24 protein-coding genes and 1 pseudogene are annotated in these 23,942 nt (G+C 49.6%); 11 read left to right on the forward strand and 14 right to left on the reverse strand.

Translation table 11 applies throughout. The features are described 5' to 3' along the window. Positions 1-32: 32 nt before the first annotated feature. The 3 genes and pseudogenes from rcbA to EQY_RS0107680 all read left to right on the forward strand — a co-directional run. Positions 33-197 (forward strand): annotated as a pseudogene (gene rcbA / locus EQY_RS24375) (double-strand break reduction protein RcbA); the annotation flags it as partial. Between the two features lie 106 nt (positions 198-303). Next, positions 304-585: an excisionase gene (locus EQY_RS24380; protein ID WP_001311878.1), complete on the forward strand. Its 282-nt coding sequence runs from the start codon at positions 304-306 to the stop codon at positions 583-585. Next, the gene (locus EQY_RS0107680; RefSeq protein ID WP_001189094.1) at positions 551-1,627 is read left to right on the forward strand and encodes a tyrosine-type recombinase/integrase; all 1,077 of its coding nucleotides are present in this window, start codon (positions 551-553) and stop codon (positions 1,625-1,627) included. Before EQY_RS24380 ends, EQY_RS0107680 begins: the two co-directional genes overlap by 35 nt. 392 nt (positions 1,628-2,019) lie before the next feature. On the opposite strand, the gene EQY_RS0107690 is transcribed toward EQY_RS0107680, so the two are convergent. Genes EQY_RS0107690 through yobA form a run of 3 tightly spaced genes read right to left on the reverse strand, consistent with a single transcriptional unit; the run spans position 2,020 to position 3,621 of the window. After that, positions 2,020-2,361, reverse strand: a complete 342-nt coding sequence (locus EQY_RS0107690) for a YebY family protein (protein ID WP_000976463.1) — start codon at positions 2,359-2,361, stop codon at positions 2,020-2,022. Between the two features lie 12 nt (positions 2,362-2,373). Then, entirely contained in the window at positions 2,374-3,246 is an 873-nt protein-coding gene (copD, locus tag EQY_RS0107695) for a copper homeostasis membrane protein CopD (protein WP_000879336.1), read from the reverse strand. A 3-nt stretch (positions 3,247-3,249) separates the two neighbouring features. Then, the gene (yobA, locus tag EQY_RS0107700; RefSeq protein ID WP_000255069.1) at positions 3,250-3,621 is read right to left on the reverse strand and encodes a CopC domain-containing protein YobA; all 372 of its coding nucleotides are present in this window, start codon (positions 3,619-3,621) and stop codon (positions 3,250-3,252) included. Positions 3,622-3,759: 138 nt separating this feature from the next. Between yobA and holE the strand changes: the two genes are divergently transcribed. From holE to exoX, 3 genes are all read left to right on the forward strand, one after another. Next, the gene (gene holE / locus EQY_RS0107705; protein ID WP_000916765.1) at positions 3,760-3,990 is read left to right on the forward strand and encodes a DNA polymerase III subunit theta; all 231 of its coding nucleotides are present in this window, start codon (positions 3,760-3,762) and stop codon (positions 3,988-3,990) included. 100 nt (positions 3,991-4,090) lie between these two features. Beyond that, positions 4,091-4,747, forward strand: coding sequence for a carbon-nitrogen hydrolase family protein YobB (gene yobB, locus EQY_RS0107710; protein WP_000222246.1), 657 nt, complete (start codon positions 4,091-4,093; stop codon positions 4,745-4,747). Positions 4,748-4,771: 24 nt separating this feature from the next. After that, a complete protein-coding gene (gene exoX, locus EQY_RS0107715; protein WP_000944297.1) occupies positions 4,772-5,434 on the forward strand; it encodes an exodeoxyribonuclease X in 663 nt (220 codons plus the stop codon). Here exoX and ptrB read toward each other — a convergent pair. The 4 genes from ptrB to yebG form a co-directional block, all read right to left on the reverse strand. Further along, complete coding sequence (gene ptrB / locus EQY_RS0107720) at positions 5,431-7,491, reverse strand: oligopeptidase B (RefSeq protein ID WP_000936907.1); 2,061 nt, start codon at positions 7,489-7,491, stop codon at positions 5,431-5,433. The genes exoX and ptrB overlap by 4 nt on opposite strands. Positions 7,492-7,700: 209 nt before the next feature. Then, positions 7,701-8,360, reverse strand: coding sequence for a tellurite resistance TerB family protein (locus EQY_RS0107725; RefSeq protein WP_000024760.1), 660 nt, complete (start codon positions 8,358-8,360; stop codon positions 7,701-7,703). Positions 8,361-8,665: 305 nt separating this feature from the next. Further along, positions 8,666-9,022: a protein YebF gene (gene yebF / locus EQY_RS0107730; protein ID WP_010345796.1), complete on the reverse strand. Its 357-nt coding sequence runs from the start codon at positions 9,020-9,022 to the stop codon at positions 8,666-8,668. 66 nt (positions 9,023-9,088) lie between these two features. Beyond that, a complete protein-coding gene (gene yebG, locus EQY_RS0107735) occupies positions 9,089-9,379 on the reverse strand; it encodes a DNA damage-inducible protein YebG (RefSeq protein WP_000257576.1) in 291 nt (96 codons plus the stop codon). A 141-nt stretch (positions 9,380-9,520) separates the two neighbouring features. Between yebG and purT the strand changes: the two genes are divergently transcribed. Next, positions 9,521-10,699 (forward strand): formate-dependent phosphoribosylglycinamide formyltransferase, encoded by a 1,179-nt coding sequence (gene purT, locus EQY_RS0107740; protein ID WP_000173456.1) that lies wholly within the window; start codon positions 9,521-9,523, stop codon positions 10,697-10,699. A gap of 235 nt (positions 10,700-10,934) precedes the next feature. Here the strand turns inward: purT and kdgA are convergent, their stop codons facing one another. The 3 genes from kdgA to zwf form a co-directional block, all read right to left on the reverse strand. Then, positions 10,935-11,576, reverse strand: a complete 642-nt coding sequence (kdgA, locus tag EQY_RS0107745; protein WP_000800512.1) for a bifunctional 4-hydroxy-2-oxoglutarate aldolase/2-dehydro-3-deoxy-phosphogluconate aldolase — start codon at positions 11,574-11,576, stop codon at positions 10,935-10,937. A 36-nt stretch (positions 11,577-11,612) separates the two neighbouring features. Then, the gene (gene edd / locus EQY_RS0107750; protein ID WP_001069467.1) at positions 11,613-13,424 is read right to left on the reverse strand and encodes a phosphogluconate dehydratase; all 1,812 of its coding nucleotides are present in this window, start codon (positions 13,422-13,424) and stop codon (positions 11,613-11,615) included. A 234-nt stretch (positions 13,425-13,658) separates the two neighbouring features. Next, on the reverse strand, positions 13,659-15,134 hold the full coding sequence (zwf, locus tag EQY_RS0107755) for a glucose-6-phosphate dehydrogenase (protein WP_000301727.1): 1,476 nt from the start codon (positions 15,132-15,134) through the stop codon (positions 13,659-13,661). 337 nt (positions 15,135-15,471) lie between these two features. Here zwf and hexR point away from each other — a divergent pair, with 337 nt between their 5' ends. Together hexR and pyk are read left to right on the forward strand one after the other, a co-directional pair. Beyond that, positions 15,472-16,341, forward strand: a complete 870-nt coding sequence (gene hexR / locus EQY_RS0107765; RefSeq protein ID WP_001056684.1) for a DNA-binding transcriptional regulator HexR — start codon at positions 15,472-15,474, stop codon at positions 16,339-16,341. A 126-nt stretch (positions 16,342-16,467) separates the two neighbouring features. Further along, a complete protein-coding gene (pyk, locus tag EQY_RS0107770) occupies positions 16,468-17,910 on the forward strand; it encodes a pyruvate kinase (RefSeq protein WP_000091159.1) in 1,443 nt (480 codons plus the stop codon). A 131-nt stretch (positions 17,911-18,041) separates the two neighbouring features. On the opposite strand, the gene lpxM is transcribed toward pyk, so the two are convergent. The 3 genes from lpxM to znuA form a co-directional block, all read right to left on the reverse strand. Then, complete coding sequence (gene lpxM, locus EQY_RS0107775; RefSeq protein WP_010357026.1) at positions 18,042-19,013, reverse strand: lauroyl-Kdo(2)-lipid IV(A) myristoyltransferase; 972 nt, start codon at positions 19,011-19,013, stop codon at positions 18,042-18,044. A 118-nt stretch (positions 19,014-19,131) separates the two neighbouring features. Then, positions 19,132-20,454, reverse strand: a complete 1,323-nt coding sequence (gene mepM / locus EQY_RS0107780) for a murein DD-endopeptidase MepM (protein ID WP_001184036.1) — start codon at positions 20,452-20,454, stop codon at positions 19,132-19,134. Between the two features lie 15 nt (positions 20,455-20,469). Next, entirely contained in the window at positions 20,470-21,402 is a 933-nt protein-coding gene (znuA, locus tag EQY_RS0107785; protein WP_024165128.1) for a zinc ABC transporter substrate-binding protein ZnuA, read from the reverse strand. A 78-nt stretch (positions 21,403-21,480) separates the two neighbouring features. Between znuA and znuC the strand changes: the two genes are divergently transcribed. Together znuC and znuB are read left to right on the forward strand one after the other, a co-directional pair. After that, entirely contained in the window at positions 21,481-22,236 is a 756-nt protein-coding gene (gene znuC / locus EQY_RS0107790) for a zinc ABC transporter ATP-binding protein ZnuC (RefSeq protein WP_000202981.1), read from the forward strand. Next, a complete protein-coding gene (gene znuB / locus EQY_RS0107795) occupies positions 22,233-23,018 on the forward strand; it encodes a zinc ABC transporter permease subunit ZnuB (RefSeq protein WP_000571472.1) in 786 nt (261 codons plus the stop codon). The genes znuC and znuB overlap by 4 nt, the downstream gene beginning before the upstream one ends. Positions 23,019-23,531: 513 nt before the next feature. Here the strand turns inward: znuB and ycgN are convergent. Then, positions 23,532-23,942, reverse strand: a 411-nt coding sequence (gene ycgN / locus EQY_RS0107800) for a cysteine cluster protein YcgN (RefSeq protein WP_038808908.1), incomplete at its 5' end; no start/stop codon positions are given.

A 23,942-nucleotide genomic window follows, 5' to 3' on the forward strand; every position in this document is an offset into this window, starting at 1 on the left:
CGAACCACTGGAAATAATAATGGAGGTGTTTTGAAAAGGAAGGTGGCACTCCTACTAACTGGACAAGGTACTCAAAAACAAAGTTAACCAAATCGGAATGCGAAAAAATGCTCTCAGGGAAAAAAGAAGCAGGCGTGTCCAGAGAGCAGAAAGTAAAGCTGATAAATTTTAATTGCGAGAAACTTCTGTCCTCGTGAGTTGCATTATATACAAATTAGAACTTCATAGCTGATTATTAAAAATCAACCACACCCGCCAGTATTCTGTATATTTACTGGCGGTCATATCGTAAGAGGTATGGCAATGAATCTTGTGACACTCAAAACGTGGGGAAAACTCAGATATCCAGATAACCCACCATCAATATCAACGCTGAGACGATGGGCAAGGAATGGAAACATTTATCCTGCACCTGAACTACACGGGAGGAGTTACAGGGTGGTTCCGGAGGCTTTCTATATCAACCCAAATAAGGTTGATACCGATATAACACACCATCAGCCTAATGGGCGACAAGGGAGAGACAGTCCGTTACTGGAGAAGTTAAAACATGCAGCGGAAAAAATACGATCCCAATTTGCCTAAAAACTTAACATATCGAAGGAGGGACAAAGCATATTACTGGCGCAACCCTCTGACGAAAGAAGAATTTACACTAGGTAAAATTTCAAGAAGAGATGCAGTAGCGCAGGCAATTGAAGCAAATCATTATATATACAAAAACTACTCTCCTGCTGCCTTAATTGAAAAGCTTAAAGGGTTCGACTCATTTACTATGGCAGACTGGATTGAACGTTACAAAACGATTCTTATAAGGAGAAAAGTGTCCAGAAATACTTATAAAATTCGGGTAAATCAACTGGAGACAATAAAAGAAAAATTGGGAAGGATTTTACTGACAGAAATAACCACTCGCCATATTGCCGAGTTTCTTGATTTGTGGATTGAAGGAGGGAAAAACACGATGGCAGGATCAATGCGTTCTGTGTTATCTGATATGTTCCGCGAAGCCATTGTTGAAGGGCGTATATCTCAAAATCCAGTAACGCCAACAAGAGCACCGAAAATAGTAGTTACAAGAGAACGGCTGAAACTAAAGACATACAACTGCATCAGGGAGGCAGCAGATCAACTTCCGGCATGGTTCCCATTAGCTATGGACTTAGCCCTTGTAACAGGACAACGTCGCGAAGACATAACGAATATGCGGTTCAGTGATATTTATGATGATCGTCTCCACATCAGGCAAATTAAGACAGGAATGATGATTGCTATCCCCCTGTCACTCAGCCTTCCGGTCGCTGGTTTACGGCTTGGTGCAGTAGTTGAACGGTGCCGCATGGTAAGTCGGGGGGATTATCTAATCAGTGCCGGAATTAGAAAAAACAGCCCTGACGGCAGCATTCACCCGGACGGCCTGACAAAAAAATTTGTCGCAGCCAGAAAATTAACAGGTATCCAGTTCAGTGAAAACCCACCAACTTTTCACGAGATCAGAAGCCTGGCTGGACGATTGTACAAAGAAACATGTGGGGAAGAATTTGCTCAACGTCTACTTGGCCACACATCGGAGAAGACAACAAAAATGTATCTTGATGAGAGAGAAAAAACGTACTTACTGCTCTGATTTTAACGTAAATGGATTGTTAAATGTATTTTGGTTGTGATATAACCAAAAAAAGACCGGAATACAGAAATTCGAGTAAATTTCGGGGAATTTCGGGGAAACGTTTGCAACCAGTTGATTTTAAATACAATTAAAAAGAGACCGAATACGATTCCTGTATTCGGTCCAGGGAAATGGCTCTTGGGAGAGAGCCGTGCGCTAAAAGTTGGCATTAATGCAGGCTTAGTTGCCTTGCCCTTTAAGAATAGATGACGACACCAGGTTTGCCAGTTTGCGTGCAAAATGGTCAATAAAAAGCGTGCTTGTCATCGTCTTAAATGTTAAAAACCGCCCGTTCTGGTGAAAGAACTGAGGCGGTTTTTTATTTGAAATCAAACATTTACTGTAGATGATTAACAGAGTTTCTCAGCTCTTTCAATAAACGGTGCCAGACTCATTTTTTCACCTGGTTTGTTAGGATCATCAATCTGGATCACTGAAATAGGCTGGGCGTTGGTCTTTCCGCTGGTAACTTCTTTTTGCGCGACATCGTTCAAAGGGTACTGCACCAGGGTGCTGGGGTTAATGACATACAGCGCGTTGCCCGGTCGGCATGTCAGCATCACTTCTTCACGATTAAATGCCCATTTGTCTTTACCCATTTCAAAACGACTAACGGTGATCACTTGTGGCGCTGCCAGCGCCGCTGCCGAACTGGTAAGCAATATAAATGCCAGAATACTTTTTTTCATCATTTTCGTAATCCATCAAAAAGGTTCGAGAGTTGCAAGCAGGCTGATAATCACCAGCACTACCGCACCTATCGCCCATTCGAGTTTTGTCATCCAAACAAACCACGGAGCCGCACGGTCTTCATCTTGCCCCATCCGTGGCACCAGAACATAACGATTTGCCAGTGCAATGGCTACCATAATCATCACCAATATGACCTTTAGAAATAAAAGCTGCCCCCAGTAAGTCGCAAGTGTTGGGGGAAATCCGGTGATGAATAATGCATTAAGCACACCGCTTGCCAGCACGCCAATTACCGCAAAATGTCCACACCAGGAGAATCGCATCAGTGCATGAATGGCCTGACGTCGCCAGCGCCCTTTTACCAACCGCATACACCAGACGACCGGCAGCAAGCCACCAAACCATGCCGCCGCGCAAATCAGATGTACAGCGTGATTAGTCTGATGGATTTTCGCCGTTAATCCTTCGTTTAACGTCGCATGTCCTACTCCCGCCATCAGGATAAATTGCGCGGTAGTTAGCACAAACAACAAACGTGGCATGTTCCCTGGTTGCATCAGAGCGACGGTTAGCGTAACGAGGGCGAGAACGATTTGCCAAATCCAGACACCACCAAACTGCGTTTGTAACACTGATTGCCAAATGTTCAACGAAACCACATCCGACCATCCCGCGCCCATCAACCCGCCCTGTACGGCGAACATCGCAGCGGCGATGCTCAAACTCCAGACGGCAGCATGTTGTTGTAAACGCAGAAAACGTTTCGTCAGCAAGCGACGAATTGCTATTGGTGCCAGCCATGCGCCATACATCGCGAAGCCAAAGACCAGCATCAGGGAGGTAAAATGGATAAATCGCAATGCGACCCAGGTAAACGCCAGCATGTTTTATTTCACTGTAAAGGTGTAATGCCCTTTGGTTTTATGCCCGTCCACCGAGACAACATGCCAGTTGACGGTATAACTTCCGGGCTTCAGGGCGTCGGCAAGCGGAACAATCAATTGGTTTTTGTCTTGTTCATTACGCTTCGCGGGTAATGTTTTAACATTTTCATTCTTTGAACCGATGATTTTGGCGCCGCTGAATCCGGGTTCAATACTTTCAGAGAAGTTTAACGTAATGGCCTGTGGGGCAGCAGTAACCTCCGCATTCGCCGCAGGATACTGATGCGTCAGATGCGCATGTGCCCAGACAGAAGGCGCCAGCGAAGCGGCAAATAATACGAGTGCGTAACGAAGAGAACGTGCAGTTGAAACCATATTATCTATTCCTTTTTGTAATAACTTTTTTACAGAGCATAACCTTGTCTAATGATAGAGTCGAGGATCATCAATTCCGGCTTGCCATCCTGGCTGACTCTTAGTAACTTTTGCCCGCAATTAACGAGGAGACACAATATGCTGAAGAATCTGGCTAAACTGGATCAAACTGAAATGGATAAAGTTAATGTCGATCTGGCGGCTGCCGGGGTGGCATTTAAAGAACGTTACAATATGCCGGTAATTGCTGAGGCGGTTGAACGTGAACAACCGGAACACCTGCGAAGCTGGTTTCGTGAGCGCCTTATTACCCACCGCCTTGCCTCTGTAAATCTGTCACGCTTACCTTACGAGCCTAAACTTAAATAAACCTTATATTAAGTTACACTTTCTTACATAGCGCCTGCTAAATTGTGAGTATTTTCTTATACGCATCAATATTTGCGGACACTGTGAAAAGGAAGTCATTATGACATACAGGAAAGTCGCAGCAGCACAATATGAGCCTCGTAATGCCTCACTCACTGAGCAGGTGGCCCATCATCTGGAGTTCGTGAGGGCTGCCGCCAGACAGCAGTGCGAACTTTTAGTTTTCCCCTCGCTTTCTCTACTGGGATGTGATTATAAGCGACGCTCTCTTCCTGCCCCGCCCGACCTTTCGCTGTTAGCCCCGCTTTGTTATGCCGCGACAACATGGAGAATGACCATTATTACCGGCCTCCCCGTTGAACATAATGAACGTTTTATTCGTGGTATTGCCGTATTCGCGCCAGGGATGAACGCGCCCGGAATTTATCATCAAAGCCACGGAGCATGTCTGGATCGACACTCTAAAACCATCACTGTGGTGGATGGACAACCTGAAGGCATTGATATGCCCCCAACCTGTTCACTGTTTACCACCGGTCAGTGCATCAGTGAGCCCGAACTATTGGCTTCTACTCGCCACTTACAATTTTTCTCACATCAGTTCTCCATCGCCGTACTGATGGCTAATGCCCGGGGCAACAGCGCACTGTGGGATGAACATGGCAGCCTTATTGTTCGCGCCGATCGCGGTTCGTTATTGTTAGTTGGTCAACGCACACCGCAGGGTTGGCAAGGCGATATCATTCCATTACGCTAGGCGTTTTCGGCCCGGAGTTTTGCCATGCTGCGTATTATCGATACAGAAACCTGCGGTTTACAGGGAGGGGTCGTCGAGATCGCCTCAGTTGATGTTGTTGATGGGAAAATCGTCAACCCCATGAGCCACCTGGTGCGCCCCGACCGTCCCATTACTCCGCAAGCTATGGCGATTCATCGCATCACCGAAGCCATGGTCGCCGACAAGCCGTGGATTGAGGAGGTGATCCCGCACTACTACGGTAGTGAATGGTATGTCGCCCACAATGCCAGCTTTGACCGCCGCGTATTGCCTGAAATGCCTGGCGAGTGGATCTGCACGATGAAACTGGCTCGTCGTTTGTGGCCAGGAATCAAGTACAGCAATATGGCGTTGTATAAAACGCGTAAACTCAGTGTACAAACGCCGCCAGGCTTGCATCACCACCGTGCGCTGTATGACTGTTACATCACCGCTGCCTTGCTTATCGATATTATGAACACATCCGGCTGGACGGTGGAACAAATGGCGGATATCACTGGACGTCCATCATTGTTAACGACGTTCACGTTTGGCAAGTATCGCGGTAAAGCAGTATCAGAAGTTGCAGAGCGCGATCCGGGCTACCTGCGCTGGTTGTTTAATAACCTCGACAGTATGAGCCCGGAATTGCGTTTAACGTTGAAGCATTACCTGGAGAATGCTTAAGCCGCTGGCTGACCGGGTAATGTCCCCTGCGCCAGCGCGACCAGAAAAGCATATTCCATCGCCACACCTTCGTAAGATTTGAAGCGCCCCGATTTACCGCCATGCCCTGAGTCCATGTCGGTACACAGCAATAACAGATGGTCATCGGTTTTCAACTCACGCAATTTAGCCACCCATTTTGCCGGTTCCCAGTATTGCACCTGTGAATCGTGTAAGCCGGTCGTTACCAGCAAATGCGGATAAGCCTGTGCGGTGACGTTGTCATACGGGCTGTAGCTTTTCATGTACTCGTAATATTGCGGATCTTGCGGATTCCCCCACTCTTCAAATTCGCCAGTGGTCAGAGGAATTGATTCATCAAGCATCGTTGTTACGACATCAACAAACGGCACCTGGGCGATAACGCCGTGGAACAGCTCGGGGCGTTCGTTGATAGCGACCCCCATCAGCATTCCCCCCGCACTGCCTCCCATTGCATAACAGAGCGAAGGAGAGCCATAGCCCAGTTTTAACAATGCATCGCAGGCATCAAGATAATCATTAAACGTATTTTTCTTCTTCAGGAATTTACCGTCTTCGTACCATTGATGCCCCAGCTCGCCACCACCGCGAACATGGACAATGGCGTAGACAAATCCACGATCCAACAAACTCAGGCGGCTGAAACTGAAATCGGCATCTATGCTTACTCCGTAAGAACCATAACCGTATACCAACAGCGGATTGTTGCCTTTCTGGAAGTGCTTACGATGATAGACCAGCGAAACCGGAACTTCGACGCCATCCCGGGCAGTGATCCACAAGTGTTCACTGCGGTAATTCGCCGCATCAAAACCGGGGACTTCAGTTTGTTTCAGCACGCGGCGCTCGCCGGTATCCATATCCAGTTCAAACAAAGTATCTGGCGTGGTCATGGAGGAATAACCGTAACGCAATCGCGCGGTTTCAGGTTCTGGATTGTAGGCAATCCAGGTCACGTAGGCCGGATCATCAAAGGCAATGCCGATGACTTCCCGTGTCTTGCGGTTAATTTGGCGCAAACTGGTTAACCCGCGCTGACGCTCTTCAACCACCAGCCAGTCGGTAAACAGCGTAAACCCTTCCAGCATGATGTTATCGCGTGGCGGAATTAACTCCTCCCATTGTTGTTCATCACGCATACGGGTACGGTATAAACCAAAGTTTTTGCCGTTGCGGTTGGAACGCAGATAAAACCGATGCTGGTAGTGATCAAGACTGTATTCGTGATCTTTGCGGCGCGGCAGAAAAACAAACGGCTCGGCATCGGCCATTTCCGCGTCCAGCAAGCGAACTTCACTGGTGGTGGCGCTGGCCAGGTGAATGACAACATAGTGCTTCGATGTCGTTTTATGCAAACTGACGTAATAGGTATCGTCTTTTTCTTCGTAGATCAGTTTATCGTGCGATGCCGGAGTCCCGATGGCGTGTCGCCAGACCTGATAAGGCAGCAGCGTCACCGGATGCTTGCGCACATAATAGAAAGTCCACGAGTCATTCGCCCAGACAAAGCTGGGATCGACATTATCCAGCAATTCGGGATACCAGTTGCCCGTTTCAAGATTGCGAAAACGGATGCCGTACTGGCGTCGGGAAAGGAAATCTTCCGCCAGCGCCATAATGGTGTTATCGGGGGTAATTGCCATTCCGCCCATCGAATAAAACTCACTGTGCGCCGCGCGCTTGTTGGCATCGAGCAATGTTTCCCACTCATCCCACTCTTCACTGAACGCCGATTGACGCTGGTAGATGGCATATTCACAGCCAGGTTCATAAATATGCCGGTAGCGGTAGCCATTTTTGATGTAGGGCGCAGAGACTTCTCTTTGCGGAATGCGGTCGATGATTTCCTTTAATATGCGATCCTGCAAGGCTTGTTGCGAAGCCATCACCTGGTGACCGTAGCTATTCTCTTGTTGCAAATAGTCCAGCACTTCCGGCTGTGAGCGCGTGTCGTCCCGCAGCCAGTAGTAATTATCGATGCGCGTATCGCCGTGAAGCGTCATGGCGTGGGGAATGCGGGCGGCTTTTGGTAGCATGTTATTGTTCTTTCTGGTTGAAACATCTTATAAGGGTGGCAAAACTCACCCGGTATGCAAGCGAAACAGGGTAGTCATTGCTCAGATGATGACAGGTAATGGCGTGGATATCGAATGATATGCTGACAGAGAAAATCAGTCCGTTCAAATGGCTGTGCGGTTCTGGATAGCCAGAAATAGTCCACTGTCAGGCTATCCAGAGAGCGGAATTATTCCGCCAAAGTGCGCTTTTGCTGTTCGAGATCGCGTTCGATCCCTTCGCGAACATCCTGGGGAATTTTCAGCGCGTCGCCCAATGCATTCAGGTAGCTACGCTCCATGAAATGATCAATATCAATAGCTGCACAGCTCAAGAAATAGATTTCCAGCGCCTCTTCTTCATTACGAACCCCGTTCGCCAGGCGCTGCGGATCCAGCGGTTGTTCAATTGCCTGCTCAATGAGTACACGCCCCTGCTCTTCCACGCCGGCTTCACGCAATTGCTGGTCGATAGCTGCACGTTCTTTGGCATCAATATGACCATCACTTTTAGCGGCAAAGACCAGCGCAAGGATCAAACGTTCCGTACGCTCATCCAGCGGCGTGCTTTGAGTGCCGAATTGCGGTTCATCCTGATGCGCCGCACGAATTTTATCTTTGTATTTGTTCCACAGCACCGTACCCGCTACCGCTCCGCCGCCAACCAGCAACGCATTGGTGCCATATTTCGTGAGAAGTTTACGTGCTGATTTATTTGCGACCAGCAACCCTGCCAGCCCGCCTAATGCGCCCGGCACTAAAAGTTTGCCCAATCCCTGCTCCGTAGACGAGGAGGTAGAAGAACTGCTTTGCCCAAGAAGGGATTGCAGTTGATTTAACCAGTTAGCCATATTTGCTCCTCAATAACCATTTTTAGTGCCTGTAGCATAGCGGATGAGGATGTCAGAAAGTGTATATTGCGGCAAAAGATGCGCAAATAAACGGACCGAAAGGAAGTCAGCGACGGAAATTCGCGTCAGATAAGGAACTCGGCTATGGTGGGAATTTGGATGAAGGATTGATTGGGATTATCTGCTGCTGATTGCCTACTGCGATGCTGTCGCGCCTTATCATGCCTACGGGGTCTGATGCATTGTAAGGCGGACAGGTGCTTACACCACATCCGCCAGGAATTATGCGCAATGACTAATAGCCATTAACGACGCTGATACTCCGCCATTCCCGCTTTACAGTCCACGCTTACCTGATAATGAATATCGGCACTTTTACCGCGCACGGTCAGCGGAACTGACCATTTATCATCTTTACCCTGAATATCCTGCAAACTAACCCACGCAACCGGATCTGCCTGACCAACGATTTTTTGATCGTCTGCCCAGCGCGCTACGCGGTTTTGTTGATAATCGCGTTTTACACTCGCGGCAATTCCGGCTGCATCCAGACCTTCACACTTTGGGAAAGTTACTGACTTGCTGGTTTCGTTATTTGCAGCAAAAACTGATGCGCAGGCAGAAAGCAGTAACAGCCCCAACAACGCTCCTCTTTTTTTCATGTTTTTCTCCATAGCACAATGATTCAGGAGAAAGCATGGTACAAATTGTCAGGAGCGCAAGTTGCTTCAGGCGGCGTGGGTCTCATCTTCCGCATCGTTGCTATTATCGACCACCTGCGGAGACGGTAATTTGCCTGTTTTCAGGATGGTACTCAGGACATCTTTCTGTTCTGCCAGCCACAGTGAAAGAGCTTCACGTTGCTCGTCTTCCATTTTGACCGGGGAATTTGCCAGCCAGGTGTCGAGCAGATCCGCCGTATCAAGCATTTTGTCATAAGCATCGGCTTCCTTTTTGCTGGTAAACGACATCTTCTCTTCGCCCTCACGAATGACTACGTATTTAATTTCAACCGCCATTTGCAGCCTCTCATCATAACTGTAATTTTATACAGTATATTTCTTTTCAATCGAGAAATCAACGCAAGCAATCAAGCAATAAAGACACACGCAAACGTTTTCGTTTATACTTCACGCGGAATTAATCAGGGGATATTCGTTATGACGTTATTAGGCACTGCGCTGCGTCCGGCAGCAACTCGCGTGATGTTATTAGGTTCCGGTGAACTGGGTAAAGAAGTGGCAATCGAGTGCCAGCGCCTCGGCGTAGAGGTGATTGCGGTTGATCGCTATGCCGACGCGCCAGCCATGCATGTCGCACACCGCTCCCATGTCATTAATATGCTGGATGGTGATGCATTGCGCCGCGTGGTTGAACTGGAAAAGCCGCACTATATCGTGCCGGAGATTGAAGCTATTGCCACCGATATGCTGATCCAGCTTGAAGAGGAAGGACTGAATGTTGTCCCCTGCGCGCGCGCGACAAAATTAACCATGAATCGCGAGGGCATCCGCCGTCTGGCGGCAGAAGAGCTTCAAATTCCCACTTCAACGTATCGTTTTGCCGACAGCGAAAACCTTTTCCGCGAGGCGGTTGCCGCCATTGGCTATCCCTGTATTGTTAAACCGGTGATGAGTTCTTCCGGCAAGGGGCAGACATTTATTCGCTCTGCCGAACAGCTTGCTCAGGCGTGGGAGTACGCCCAGCAAGGTGGTCGCGCTGGAGCAGGTCGTGTGATTGTTGAAGGCGTGGTTAAGTTTGACTTCGAAATTACACTACTGACCGTCAGCGCCGTGGATGGTGTCCATTTCTGTGCGCCAGTCGGCCATCGTCAGGAAGATGGAGATTACCGTGAATCCTGGCAACCGCAGCAAATGAGCCCCCTTGCCCTTGAACGTGCGCAGGAGATTGCCCGTAAAGTGGTGCTGGCGCTGGGAGGTTATGGGCTGTTTGGTGTCGAGTTGTTTGTCTGTGGTGATGAGGTGATTTTCAGTGAAGTCTCCCCTCGCCCGCATGACACCGGGATGGTGACGTTAATTTCTCAGGATCTCTCAGAATTTGCCCTACATGTACGCGCGTTCCTTGGACTGCCTGTTGGTGGGATCCGCCAGTATGGTCCAGCCGCTTCTGCGGTTATCCTGCCGCAACTGACCAGTCAGAATGTCACGTTTGATAATGTGCAGAATGCCGTAGGCGCAGGTCTACAGATTAGATTATTTGGTAAGCCGGAAATTGATGGCAGCCGTCGTCTGGGTGTGGCACTGGCTACTGCAGAGTGTATTAATGAGGCCATTGAACGCGCGAAGCACGCCGCCGGTCAGGTGAAAGTGCAAGGTTAAATCTGTCAAAAGCGAGCTACAAAAATGCCCGATTTACAATCGGGCATTTCAGATTGTTGACAAAGTGCGCTTTGTTTATGTCAGATGCGGCGTAAACACCTTATCTGACCTACAAATCTTATGAATTCAATATATTACAATTCACTTGTAGGCCTGATAAGCATAGCGCATCAGGCAATGTTGCGTTTGTCATCATCCTCAAAAATGCCCGATTCTCGATCGGGCATTTTGACTCTTACAGCTTAGCGCCTTCTACTGCTTCACGCGCCAGCTTAGTAATGCGGTCGTAATCGCCCGCTTCCAGCGCATCTGCCGGAACCAGCCAGGAACCACCGATGCACAGCACGCTTTTCAGCGCCAGGTAGTCACGGTAGTTAGCCGGAGAAATGCCACCAGTCGGGCAGAAACGCACCTGGGAGAACGGACCTGCGATCGCTTGCAGGGCTTTCACGCCGCCGTTAGCTTCAGCCGGGAAGAATTTGAACTCTTTCAGGCCGTAGTCCATACCCAGCATCAGTTCGGAAACAGTGCTGATCCCTGGAATCAGAGGGATTGTACCTTCAGTCGCCGCTTTCAGCAGTGGCTCAGTCAGACCCGGGCTGATTGCGAACTGTGCACCCGCTTCGGTCACTTCTGCCAGTTGCTGTGGATTCAGCACTGTACCGGCACCCACAATCGCTTCAGGCACTTCTTTGGCGATAGCACGGATAGCATCAACTGCACACTCGGTACGCAGAGTCACTTCCAGAACGCGCACCCCACCAGCAACCAACGCTTTTGCCATCGGCACCGCGTGTTCCAGTTTTTTTACCACGATAACCGGTACAACCGGGCCGGTGGTCAGGATTGATTCTGCACTTGTTTTCCAGTTTTTCATCAGAGTTTTCTCTCGCCTGATTACAAATTTGTCATCTTAAAAAGTGATACAGGTTGCGCCCTGTTCGGCACCGGACAGTTTTTCACGCAAGGCGCTGAATAATTCACGTCCTGTTCCCACGCGTGACGCGCTCAGGTCAGGAATGTGCGGTTCGCGAGCAGCCAGTTCCGCTTCGTCTACCAGCAGCGTCAGTTCGCCTGTCTGTCCATTCACACGAATGATGTCCCCGTCGCGCACTTTTGCCAGCAGCCCGCCATCGTAGGCTTCTGGTGTTACGTGGATAGCTGACGGCACTTTACCTGAAGCACCGGAGAGTCGTCCATCAGTAACTAACGCAATTTTGAAACACCGGTCCAATAATACACCAAGTGGCGGCATGAGTTTATGTAATTCTGGCATTCCGTTCGCTTTTGGCCCCTGATGACGGACAACAACCACACAATCGCGATCCAGCAAACCCGCTTCAAAGGCAGGCATAACGTCATGTTGGCTTTCAAAAACAACCGCAGGCGCTTCAATCACCTGGTTTTCTACCGGTACGGCAGAGGTCTTCATAACCGCACGGCCCAGGTTACCGCTTAACACTTTTGTCCCGCCATGATGAGAGAAAGGCTGCTCGAAGGAAGCAATCACATTGCTGTCGAGCGATTTTTCTGCGCCCTCGCGCCAGTCCAGCTCACCGTTATTCAGCCACGGTTCGAGGGTATAACGCGAAAGGCCAAAACCCGCTACCGTGTTGACATCTTCATGCAGCAGGCCCGCCTTGAGCAGTTCACGCACCAGCACTGGTACGCCACCCGCTGCCTGGAAATGGTTAATATCGGCCGGACCGTTCGGGTAGAGACGCGCCATCAGCGGTACGACATCAGAAAGATCAGAGAAATCATCCCAGTTAATCTGAATACCCGCCGCACGCGCCATCGCCACCAGGTGCATTGTGTGGTTAGTGGAGCCGCCGGTCGCCAGCAGTGCCACGATGCCGTTCACCACCACTTTTTCGTCGATCATCTTACCGATCGGCATCCATTCATTACCGTTGCCAGTCATGCGTGTAACCTGGCGCGCTGCGGCTGCGGTTAATGCATCACGTAACGGGGAGTCCGGATGAACAAAAGAAGAGCCCGGCAACTGCATCCCCATAAACTCCACCACCATCTGGTTGGTGTTGGCAGTACCGTAGAAAGTACATGTACCCGGCGCATGATAAGATGCAGCTTCTGACTCCAGCAGTGCCATACGATCCACTTTGCCTTCGGCATAAAGCTGGCGAATACGCACTTTTTCTTTATTTGGCAACCCGCTTGCCATTGGACCTGATGGCACAAATACCGCAGGCAGATGACCGAACGACAAAGCAGCCATCGTAAGCCCAGGGACAATCTTGTCGCACACGCCGAGGAACAGCGCGCCATCAAACATATTATGGGACAGCCCCACCGCCGCAGACATTGCAATCACTTCGCGGCTTAGCAGCGACAGTTCCATGCCGTCCTGCCCCTGGGTTACACCATCGCACATAGCCGGAACACCACCTGCAACCTGACCGACCGCGTTGGCTTCATGCAGTGCTTTACGAATAATCTCTGGGTAGTGTTCATAAGGCTGGTGGGCAGAGAGCATGTCGTTGTAGGAGGTGATGATAGCGATATTGTTACGCAACATGCTTTTCAGAGAGGCTTTGTCTTCTGGCTGGCAGGCAGCGAAACCGTGTGCCAGGTTACCACATGCCAACTGCGAACGATGAACGGTCGAAGTTTTCGCTTGTTCGATCCGGGCGAGGTATGCAGAGCGAGTCTCGCGCGAACGTTCAATGATTCGATTTGTTACGCGTAACAATTGTGGATTCATAAAGGCTCCTGAAATTGAGTTGTCAGAGCAGGATGATTCACAACGCGTTTCATTCAGGAAAATTATGACTGAAACGCCTGTAACCGGAGCTCATAGGGCAGAAACGTTTCAGTCAGTGTAATAAAAAAAGCCTCGTGGGTGAATCCACACGAGGCTCAAAAGTGTAAAAATTACTCTACAATCTGTGCAAGATCATGTTACCGGTAAAATAACCCGTAAGGATAAGTCGAGATATTACTCAAACTCATTCCAGGAACGACCGTCACGAGTAATCATCGCCACCGAGGCAACAGGTCCCCAGGTTCCGGCCTGATACGGTTTCGGCGCATCATTGTCCATCGCCCACGCCTCAGTAATGGAGTCTACCCATTTCCAGGCTTCTTCCACTTCATCGCGACGTACAAACAATGCCTGAATACCACGCATGGTTTCCAGCAGCAGACGTTCATAGGCATCCGCCAGATGCGTCTGATTAAAGGTTTCTGAATAGCTCAGATCCAGCTTAGTGATTTGCAGGTTATGTTTGTGGTCAAGGCCAGGAACTTTATTCAGTACCTGGATATCCACGCCTTCATCAGGTTGCAGACGGATAGTCAGTTTATTCTGCGGCAGATCCTGCCACGACTCTTTAAACAGATTCAGTTCTGGCGTTTTGAAATAGACCACCACTTCAGAGCATTTAGTCGGCAGACGTTTACCGGTACGCAGGTAGAACGGTACGCCAGCCCAGCGCCAGTTATCGATGTCGACGCGGATCGCCACGAAGGTTTCCGTGTTACTGCTTTTGTTCGCGCCCTCTTCTTCCAGATAACCCGGCACTTTTTTGCCCTGCGCAAAACCTGCGGTGTACTGTCCTCGCACCGTCTTTTCACGCACGTTAGAGCGATCAATGCGGCGCAGAGACTTCAGTACTTTGACTTTTTCATCACGGATGCTGTCTGCGCTCAGGTCAGACGGCGGAGACATCGCAATCATGCAGAGAATTTGTAGCAGGTGGTTCTGGATCATGTCGCGCATCTGACCGGCTTTATCAAAATAGCCCCAGCGCCCTTCGATCCCCACTTCTTCTGCCACCGTAATCTCAACATGATCAATGGTGCGATTGTCCCAGTTGTTTACAAACAGGGAGTTAGCAAAACGCAGCGCCAACAGGTTCAGCACCGTTTCTTTACCAAGATAGTGGTCGATACGGTAAACCTGGCACTCCTCGAAGTATTCGCCAACCTGATCGTTGATTTCCTGCGAGGTCGCCAGCGACGTCCCCAGCGGTTTCTCCATGACTACGCGTGCCGGTTTAGCATTCAGTTTTGCCTCGCCAAGCCCTTTGCAAATTGCGCCAAAAGTGCTGGGCGGCATGGCAAAGTAGTTAATGGTGATACGATTTTTTTGATCCAGCATCGCGCCGAGACGGCTGAATGCAGCAGTGTCATTGACATCGAGATTACAAAAATCCAGACGTGCACTCAGGGTGTCCCATAAACCTTCATCAATGGTTTCTTTCATGAAAGTTTCGAGCGCCTCGCGGACAACTTTGGTATATGCCGCTTTATCCCAGTCAGCACGCCCTACGCCGATAATCCGGGTGTCCGGGTTGAGCTGACCGGCTTTTTCCAGTTGATACAGGGAAGGCAGCAATTTACGACGCGCAAGGTCGCCTTTCGCGCCGAAAATGACCAGGTCACAGGCCTGGGCTGTTTGCGTTACCGCCATGTCATTCTCCTTAAGTTAACTAACCCGGTACTTAAGCCTGGGTATACTTGTAATTTTCTTACGGTGCACTGTACTGCTTTTACGAGCTTGCGAAAACTGTAAACGCTTATCCACCCGTGCGATTACGGCAAAAGCGCGTAAAGTGCGGCAAAACTGATAAAAAAACCATCGTTTTCCTTTGGGTAAAAATCTGACACTGATCATGTTATGAAAAAAAATAACAACTTTTTTATCTGCTTTTGTCATTAACACAGCGCACAGGCGTAATATCTGACAAAACTGCATTTCGATTTCTTTCCGTGCGGAAATCGTCATTACCCGTGAGTCTCTTTACATCATGAATATGCTGGAAAAAATCCAGTCTAAACTGGAACATCTGAGCAAATCAGAACGCAAAGTTGCCGAGGTCATTCTTGTCTCGCCCGACAACGCGATCCATTCGAGTATTGCTGCTCTGGCACTGGAAGCCAATGTTAGCGAACCGACGGTCAATCGTTTCTGTCGCAGCATGGACACACGCGGTTTTCCTGATTTTAAACTGCATCTGGCGCAAAGTCTGGCTAATGGCACACCCTATGTTAATCGCAACGTCAGTGAAGATGACAGCGTTGAATCATACACAGGGAAAATATTTGAGTCGGCAATGGCTACTCTCGATCACGTCCGCCACTCGCTGGATAAGTCCGCCGTCAATCGCGCTGTTGATCTCCTCACCCAGGCGAAAAAAATTGCCTTTTTCGGGTTAGGTTCTTCTGCCGCTGTTGCCCACGATGCAATGAATAAGTTTTTTCGCTTCAATGTTCCGGTGATCTACTCGGACGATATCGTACTGCAGCGAATGAGTTGTATGAACTGTAGCGATGGAGACGTCGTTGTGTTGATTTCCCATACCGGCAGAACCAAAAATCTGGTTGAACTGGCGCAACTGGCGCGGGAAAACGACGCAATGGTGATTGCCCTCACCTCTGCTGGTACACCACTCGCCCAAGAAGCGACGCTGGCAATTACCCTCGACGTACCGGAAGATACTGACATTTATATGCCCATGGTCTCTCGACTTGCCCAGTTGACCGTGATAGATGTGCTGGCAACAGGATTTACTTTGCGACGCGGCGCAAAATTCAGAGATAACTTGAAGCGGGTCAAGGAAGCTCTTAAGGAATCGCGTTTTGATAAGCAGTTACTTAATTTAAGTGACGATCGTTAAAACGATTGCCATTGTTCTAATCTTATACGACATCCGAATGAGATTAATTTATCGCCACAATGGCTTTATTTCATTCGGATTTCATGTTCAAGCAACACCTTGTTGTTTCAGTCAACGGAGTATTACATGTCCAGAAGGCTTCGCAGAACCAAAATCGTTACCACGTTAGGCCCTGCTACTGATCGCGATAATAACCTTGAAAAAGTTATCGCTGCCGGCGCGAACGTTGTACGTATGAACTTTTCTCATGGCTCGCCTGAAGATCACAAAATGCGCGCGGATAAAGTTCGTGAAATTGCCGCAAAACTGGGGCGTCATGTGGCTATTCTGGGTGACCTTCAGGGGCCAAAGATTCGTGTATCTACCTTTAAAGAAGGTAAGGTATTCCTCAATATTGGGGATAAATTCCTGCTGGACGCCAACCTGGGGAAAGGTGAAGGCGATAAAGAAAAAGTCGGCATCGACTATAAAGGATTGCCTGCTGACGTCGTGCCTGGCGACATCTTGCTGCTGGACGACGGTCGCGTTCAGTTAAAAGTGCTGGAAGTTCAGGGCATGAAAGTGTTCACCGAAGTGACCGTCGGCGGCCCGCTCTCCAACAATAAAGGGATCAACAAACTCGGCGGCGGCCTGTCGGCTGAAGCCCTGACCGAGAAAGATAAAGCAGATATCCAGACTGCGGCGCTGATTGGCGTGGATTACCTGGCGGTCTCCTTCCCACGCTGCGGCGAAGACCTGAACTATGCACGCCGTCTGGCGCGCGACGCTGGTTGTGATGCGAAAATTGTCGCTAAGGTTGAACGCGCAGAAGCCGTTTGCAGCCAGGATGCGATGGACGACATTATTCTCGCCTCTGACGTGGTGATGGTTGCACGTGGCGACCTCGGCGTAGAAATTGGCGATCCTGAACTGGTCGGCATTCAGAAAGCATTGATTCGTCGCGCGCGTCAGCTGAACCGTGCGGTAATCACTGCGACCCAGATGATGGAGTCAATGATTACCAACCCAATGCCGACTCGTGCAGAAGTTATGGACGTGGCAAACGCCGTGCTGGATGGTACTGACGCAGTAATGTTGTCTGCAGAAACCGCTGCGGGTCAGTATCCGTCAGAAACCGTTGCAGCCATGGCGCGTGTTTGCCTGGGTGCGGAAAAAATCCCAAGCATCAACGTGTCTAAACATCGTCTGGACGTTCAGTTCGACAATGTGGAAGAAGCTATCGCCATGTCCGCGATGTATGCGGCTAACCACCTGAAAGGTGTTACCGCTATCATCACCATGACCGAGTCAGGTCGTACCGCGCTGATGACTTCCCGTATCAGCTCCGGACTGCCGATTTTCGCAATGTCTCGCCATGAGCGTACCCTGAACCTGACTGCGCTTTATCGTGGTGTAACGCCGGTCTATTTTGACAGCGCGAATGATGGCGTGGTTGCAGCCAACGAAGCGGTAAATCTGCTGCGCGATAAAGGCTACCTGATGTCTGGTGACCTGGTAATTGTCACCCAGGGCGATGTGATGAGTACCGTGGGTTCTACCAACACCACGCGTATTTTAACCGTAGAGTAAGTACGTTGCCGGATGCGGTGAAAACGCCTTATCCGGCCTGCAATTCAATGATAATTCGACAGATTTCAAATCTTCTGAAGCAAACTTGAATTTATCATCAGACGAAAGCCTCTCTTTGTGAGAGGCTTTTTCTATTTGATGGGATAAAGATCTTTGCGTTTATAAGGCTGAATTTCGCCCGGTTTGCGAGTCTTGAGCAATTTTAAAATCCAGGTGTATTGCTCTGGTCGCGGACCAACAAAAATCTCGACTTCTTCATTCATCCGCCGCGCAATGGTATGGTCATCTGCCTCTGACAAGTCATCCATCGGCGGGCGCACCTGAATCGTCAAACGATGCGTCTTGCCGTCATAAATCGGAAACAACGGTACGACACGCGCACGACACACTTTCATCAGACGACCAATCGCGGGCAGCGTCGCTTTATAAGTTGCAAAGAAATCAACAAATTCACTGTGCTCCGGGCCATGATCCTGATCGGGCAAATAATAGCCCCAGTACCCCTGACGAACCGACTGGATGAACGGTTTTATGCCGTCATTCCTCGCATGTAGACGACCACCAAAACGACGACGCACGGTGTTCCAGACATAATCAAAAACCGGGTTGCCCTGATTATGGAACATCGCCGCCATTTTCTGCCCTTGCGAGGCCATCAGCATAGCGGGGATATCTACCGCCCAGCCGTGCGGCACCAGAAAGATCACTTTCTCGTCGTTACGCCGCATCTCTTCGATAATTTCCAGTCCCTGCCAGTCTACGCGCGGCTGAATTTTTTCCGGCCCGCGTATCGCCAGTTCTGCCATCATCGCCATCGCCTGCGGCGCTGTGGCAAACATCTCATCCACAATCGCTTCGCGTTCAGCTTCGCTACGTTCTGGAAAGCAAAGAGACAGATTGATTAACGCACGACGACGTGAGCTTTTACCCAATCGTCCGGCAAAACGTCCCAGCCGCGCCAGAATGGGATCGCGGAATTTCGGAGGCGTTAAGGCAATGCCGGCCATCGCCGCCACACCCAACCAGGCTCCCCAGTAACGCGGATGGCGAAAGGATTTATCAAACTCAGGAATGTATTCACTATTATTTTTTTTCGTTTCCATGCTTTTCCAGTTTCGGATAAGGCAAATATCAATCTGCTGATAGTGTAGCGGCGCAACTTGCCCCGCACCAAATAAAAAAGCCGGTACTGACTGCGTACCGGCTGCGAATGGGTGTTAATTAATCAAACTGTAGCTGCGGCACAATCTCTTTGGCCTGCGCCAGGAACTCACTGCGATCGGAGCCAGTCAGCCCTTCGGTACGCGGCAGTTTCGCCGTCAGCGGGTTTACGGCCTGCTGGTTGATCCATACTTCATAGTGCAAATGCGGCCCGGTTGAACGCCCGGTGTTACCGGAAAGCGCGATACGATCGCCTCGTTTTACCTTCTGCCCCGGTTTCACCAGAATCTTGCGCAGGTGCATATAACGCGTGGTATAGGTGCGGCCATGACGGATCGCAACATAATAACCTGCGGCGCCACTGCGTTTGGCTACAACCACTTCACCGTCACCCACCGAAAGTACCGGCGTACCCTGTGGCATCGCGAAATCAACCCCTCTGTGCGGCGCAACGCGACCTGTGACCGGGTTCAGACGACGCGGGTTAAAGTTAGACGAGATACGGAACTGCTTCGCCGTCGGGAATCGCAAGAATCCTTTCGCCAGACCAGTACCGTTACGATCATAGAACTTGCCATCTTCGGCACGGATAGCGTAGTAATCTTTACCTTCAGAACGCAAACGTACGCCCAGTAACTGGCTTTGCTCACGTTTGCCATCAAGCATTTCACGTGACATTAATACCGCAAATTCATCGCCTTTTTTAACCTTCCGAAAGTCCATCTGCCACTGTAACGCTTTAATCACTGCGCTCACTTCAGCACTGGTTAAACCAGCACTTCTGGCGCTGGCAACAAAGCTCGACCCTACAGTGCCTTTCAGTAGATTATTAACCCACTCCCCTTGCTGCATTTCGCTGGTCATTTTAAAACCGTTTGCTGCAGTGCGGTCATAGGTACGCGTTTCCCGACGAGAAACCTCCCAGGTCAGACGTTGTAAATTGCCCTCTGCGGTTAATGTCCAGGTGAGTTGTTGACCAATTTTCAGGTTACGCAGATCTTTATCCGCAGCAGCCAGTTGGGTGATATCACCCATATCAATACCATATTGATTGAGGATGCTACTTAGCGTATCGCCTGTGGAAACAACATATTCATGCACACCCGCTTCTCCGGCGATCTTGTCGTCCAGTTCATCTTGCGGAATGGCTTCATCTTCTTGTGCGGCTTGATCAATCGGTTCACTGGCTTCAGGTAAGAGTGAACGGATTTCGTTTTGTTCCAGCTCAATGGTTTTAACAATTGGCGTGGCGTCGCGGTGGTAAACATAGGGCCGCCAGACAGCGACGGCCAGAGTAAGAACTGTGAGCGACCCCAACATAACGCGGTGTGGTCGCGGTAAATTATTAAACGCCAGGGCGACAGAGCGGGCTATCTGTTGCACGTAATCACTTCCTCATTAATCTCCTTTCAGGCAGCTCGCGTACTGGTTGGCTAATTGATTCAGAAATTCTGAATAGCTTGTTTTACCCAGTTTGATATTCGTCCCAAGGGGATCCAACGTTCCCATACGAACGGATGTCCCTCGTGCGACGCTTTCAACGACCGCTGGCCTGAACTGTGGTTCAGCAAAAACGCAGGTTGCTTTTTGCTCAACCAACTGTGTTCTTATTTCATGTAAACGCTGCGCGCCCGGTTGAATCTCTGGGTTAACGGTAAAATGACCAAGCGGTGTCAGTCCGAATTGTTTTTCGAAGTAGCCGTAAGCATCATGAAAAACGAAATAACCTTTTCCCTTGAGCGGCGCGAGCTCATTACCAACCTGTTTATCGGTTGCAACTAATTGTGCCTCAAAATCCTTCAGGTTGGCGTCAAGTTTGGCTCGACTTTGCGGCATAAGTTCCACTAATTTTCCATGGATTGCAACCGCTGTAGCCCGCGCTATCTCTGGGGAGAGCCAAAGATGCATGTTGAAATCGCCGTGATGGTGATCTTCGTCACTTTTTTCCGCGTGGTTATGATCATCATCATCGCCGTGAATACTTTTCATCAGCATCGGTTTTACATTCTCAAGCTGCGCAATCGTTACCTGTTTCGCCTCAGGTAATTTGCTCACCGGCTTTTGCATAAACGCTTCCATCTCCGGGCCAACCCAGACGACTAAGTCCGCGTTCTGTAAGCGTTTTACATCCGATGGACGCAGTGAATAATCGTGTTCTGAAGCACCATCAGGCAGTAATACTTCAGTCTCTGTTACCCCATCAGCAATGGCGGAAGCGATGAATCCAACAGGTTTAAGCGAAGCAACAACGGCGGCATCTGCCGCCTGTGTTGCACCACCCCAGAGAGCGACGGATAATGCTGCGAAAAGAAGCGTTTTTTTATGTAACATAATGCGACCAATCATCGTAATGAATACAAGAAGTGTGATATTATAACATTTCATGACTACTGCAAGACTAAAATTAACATGACAAGTCTGGTTTCCCTGGAAAATGTCTCGGTTTCTTTTGGCCAACGCCGCGTCCTCTCTGATGTGTCGCTGGAACTTAAACCTGGAAAAATTTTGACCTTACTTGGGCCGAACGGCGCAGGTAAGTCGACGCTGGTGCGGGTTGTGCTCGGGCTGGTAACACCAGATGAAGGTGTTATCAAGCGCCACGGAAAACTGCGTATCGGCTACGTGCCGCAAAAGCTCTATCTCGACACCACGTTGCCACTGACCGTAAACCGTTTTTTACGCTTACGCCCCGGTACATATAAAGAAGATATTCTGCCCGCACTGAAACGCGTTCAGGCCGGGCATCTGATTGACGCGCCAATGCAAAAGCTCTCTGGCGGCGAAACGCAGCGTGTACTGCTGGCGCGCGCGTTGTTAAATCAACCGCAATTATTAGTGCTGGATGAACCCACTCAAGGCGTGGATGTAAATGGTCAGGTTGCGTTGTACGACCTGATTGATCAACTGCGCCGCGAACTGGATTGTGGCGTATTAATGGTTTCTCACGATCTGCATCTGGTGATGGCAAAAACCGATGAAGTACTTTGCCTCAATCACCACATCTGTTGTTCCGGCACACCGGAAGTCGTTTCCCTGCATCCAGAATTTATTTCGATGTTTGGACCTCGCGGTGCTGAGCAACTGGGTATCTATCGCCATCATCATAATCACCGCCATGATTTACAGGGGCGGATTATTCTGCGTCGGGGAAATGATCGCTCATGATTGAATTATTATTTCCTGGTTGGTTAGCCGGGATCATGCTGGCCTGTGCCGCAGGTCCGCTGGGTTCGTTTGTTGTCTGGCGTCGTATGTCTTATTTCGGCGACACGCTGGCACATGCATCTTTACTTGGCGTCGCGTTTGGCCTGCTACTGGATGTGAATCCTTTCTATGCAGTGATTGCGGTTACGCTGCTGCTGGCGGGCGGTCTGGTATGGCTGGAAAAGCGCCCACAACTGGCGATCGATACATTATTGGGAATTATGGCGCACAGTGCTTTGTCGCTGGGTCTGGTCGTCGTCAGCCTGATGTCTAACATTCGCGTTGACTTGATGGCATACCTGTTCGGTGATTTGCTGGCAGTGACGCCGGAAGATCTTATCTCCATTGCGATTGGCGTGGTCATCGTGGTGGCAATTCTGTTCTGGCAATGGCGCAATTTACTGTCGATGACGATTAGCCCGGATCTGGCGTTTGTCGATGGCGTGAAATTACAGCGCGTAAAATTATTGTTGATGCTGGTGACGGCATTGACGATTGGCGTGGCAATGAAATTTGTCGGCGCGTTGATTATTACCTCGCTGCTGATTATTCCTGCGGCTACTGCACGTCGTTTTGCCCGCACGCCGGAGCAGATGGCTGGTGTCGCTGTTTTGGTGGGGATGATTGCCGTAACTGGTGGTTTAACCTTTTCCGCGTTTTACGATACGCCAGCAGGCCCGTCGGTGGTGCTGTGTGCGGCGCTGTTGTTTATTATCAGTATGATGAAAAAGCAAGCCAACTAAGTTGCGACTGGCACTATACAGTGCCAGTTTCATCGACCAGGTCACCACATTGCGAGTATCAGCAAAAAACATTCTGTTAAGAACAAGCGACCAGAGAATGTTTATATGGTCTGCATAAAATCCATGTCCGCATTCGACAAATTAAACGACGATATTAAGAATTCTCCTTTGCAGTTATTTCCCCACGAAAAATATTATCGTTCTCTCGAAAAAACGTGAGTGAGCAGATAAGCAGTCTCTGGAAACTGGCAATAAATACAGGAATGTAGCACCGAGAAATAGGAGTATCAGTATAAGTTCGTACAGCGTATGAATTACAGCACATTTGCTCGCAGGGCATTAAGTGCAGGAGTAAATCCAATCTTCATTACTGCACAGAGGGGCATTTTTCTGTTCGCATTGGGGGCAGATAATAATGACAATCCCCTGGCAATTCTGAATGTAAATTTCAGTTCTGATGCACCAACAGTGCCCCGTTCAAAACGAGAAAGTAATCCCTTCTGTTTCAAATGCTCACTGCGCCCAGTCCGGTTTATTGAGTATATGATCCTGCCAGTCGATCACTTCTGATTCTTTCACCGCAATATGACGTACAGAGATTCGCTCACCGTGCATTGCCGCTTTCGAACCAGTCATCAGCGGATGCCACTCTGGCAATGCCTTCCCTTCCGCCAGCAATCGATATGCACAGGTCATCGGTAGCCATTCGAATGTTGGCAGGTTTTCGCGGGTTAATTTGATGCAGTCAGGTTCAAACTCGAAGCGGCGTTCGTAGTTCCGACATTGACAGGTTTTAATATTAAGCTGACGGCAAGCGACGTTAGTGAAGTAGATTTCGTCGGTGTCTTCATCCATCAGTTTATGCAGGCAGCACTGACCACAACCATCACACAACGGGTAGTGACTCCAACTTACTGATAGTGT

The sequence above is a fragment of the Escherichia sp. TW14182 genome (genome assembly GCF_000208525.1).
In the GTDB taxonomy this organism is placed as follows: Bacteria; Pseudomonadota; Gammaproteobacteria; order Enterobacterales; family Enterobacteriaceae; genus Escherichia; species Escherichia ruysiae.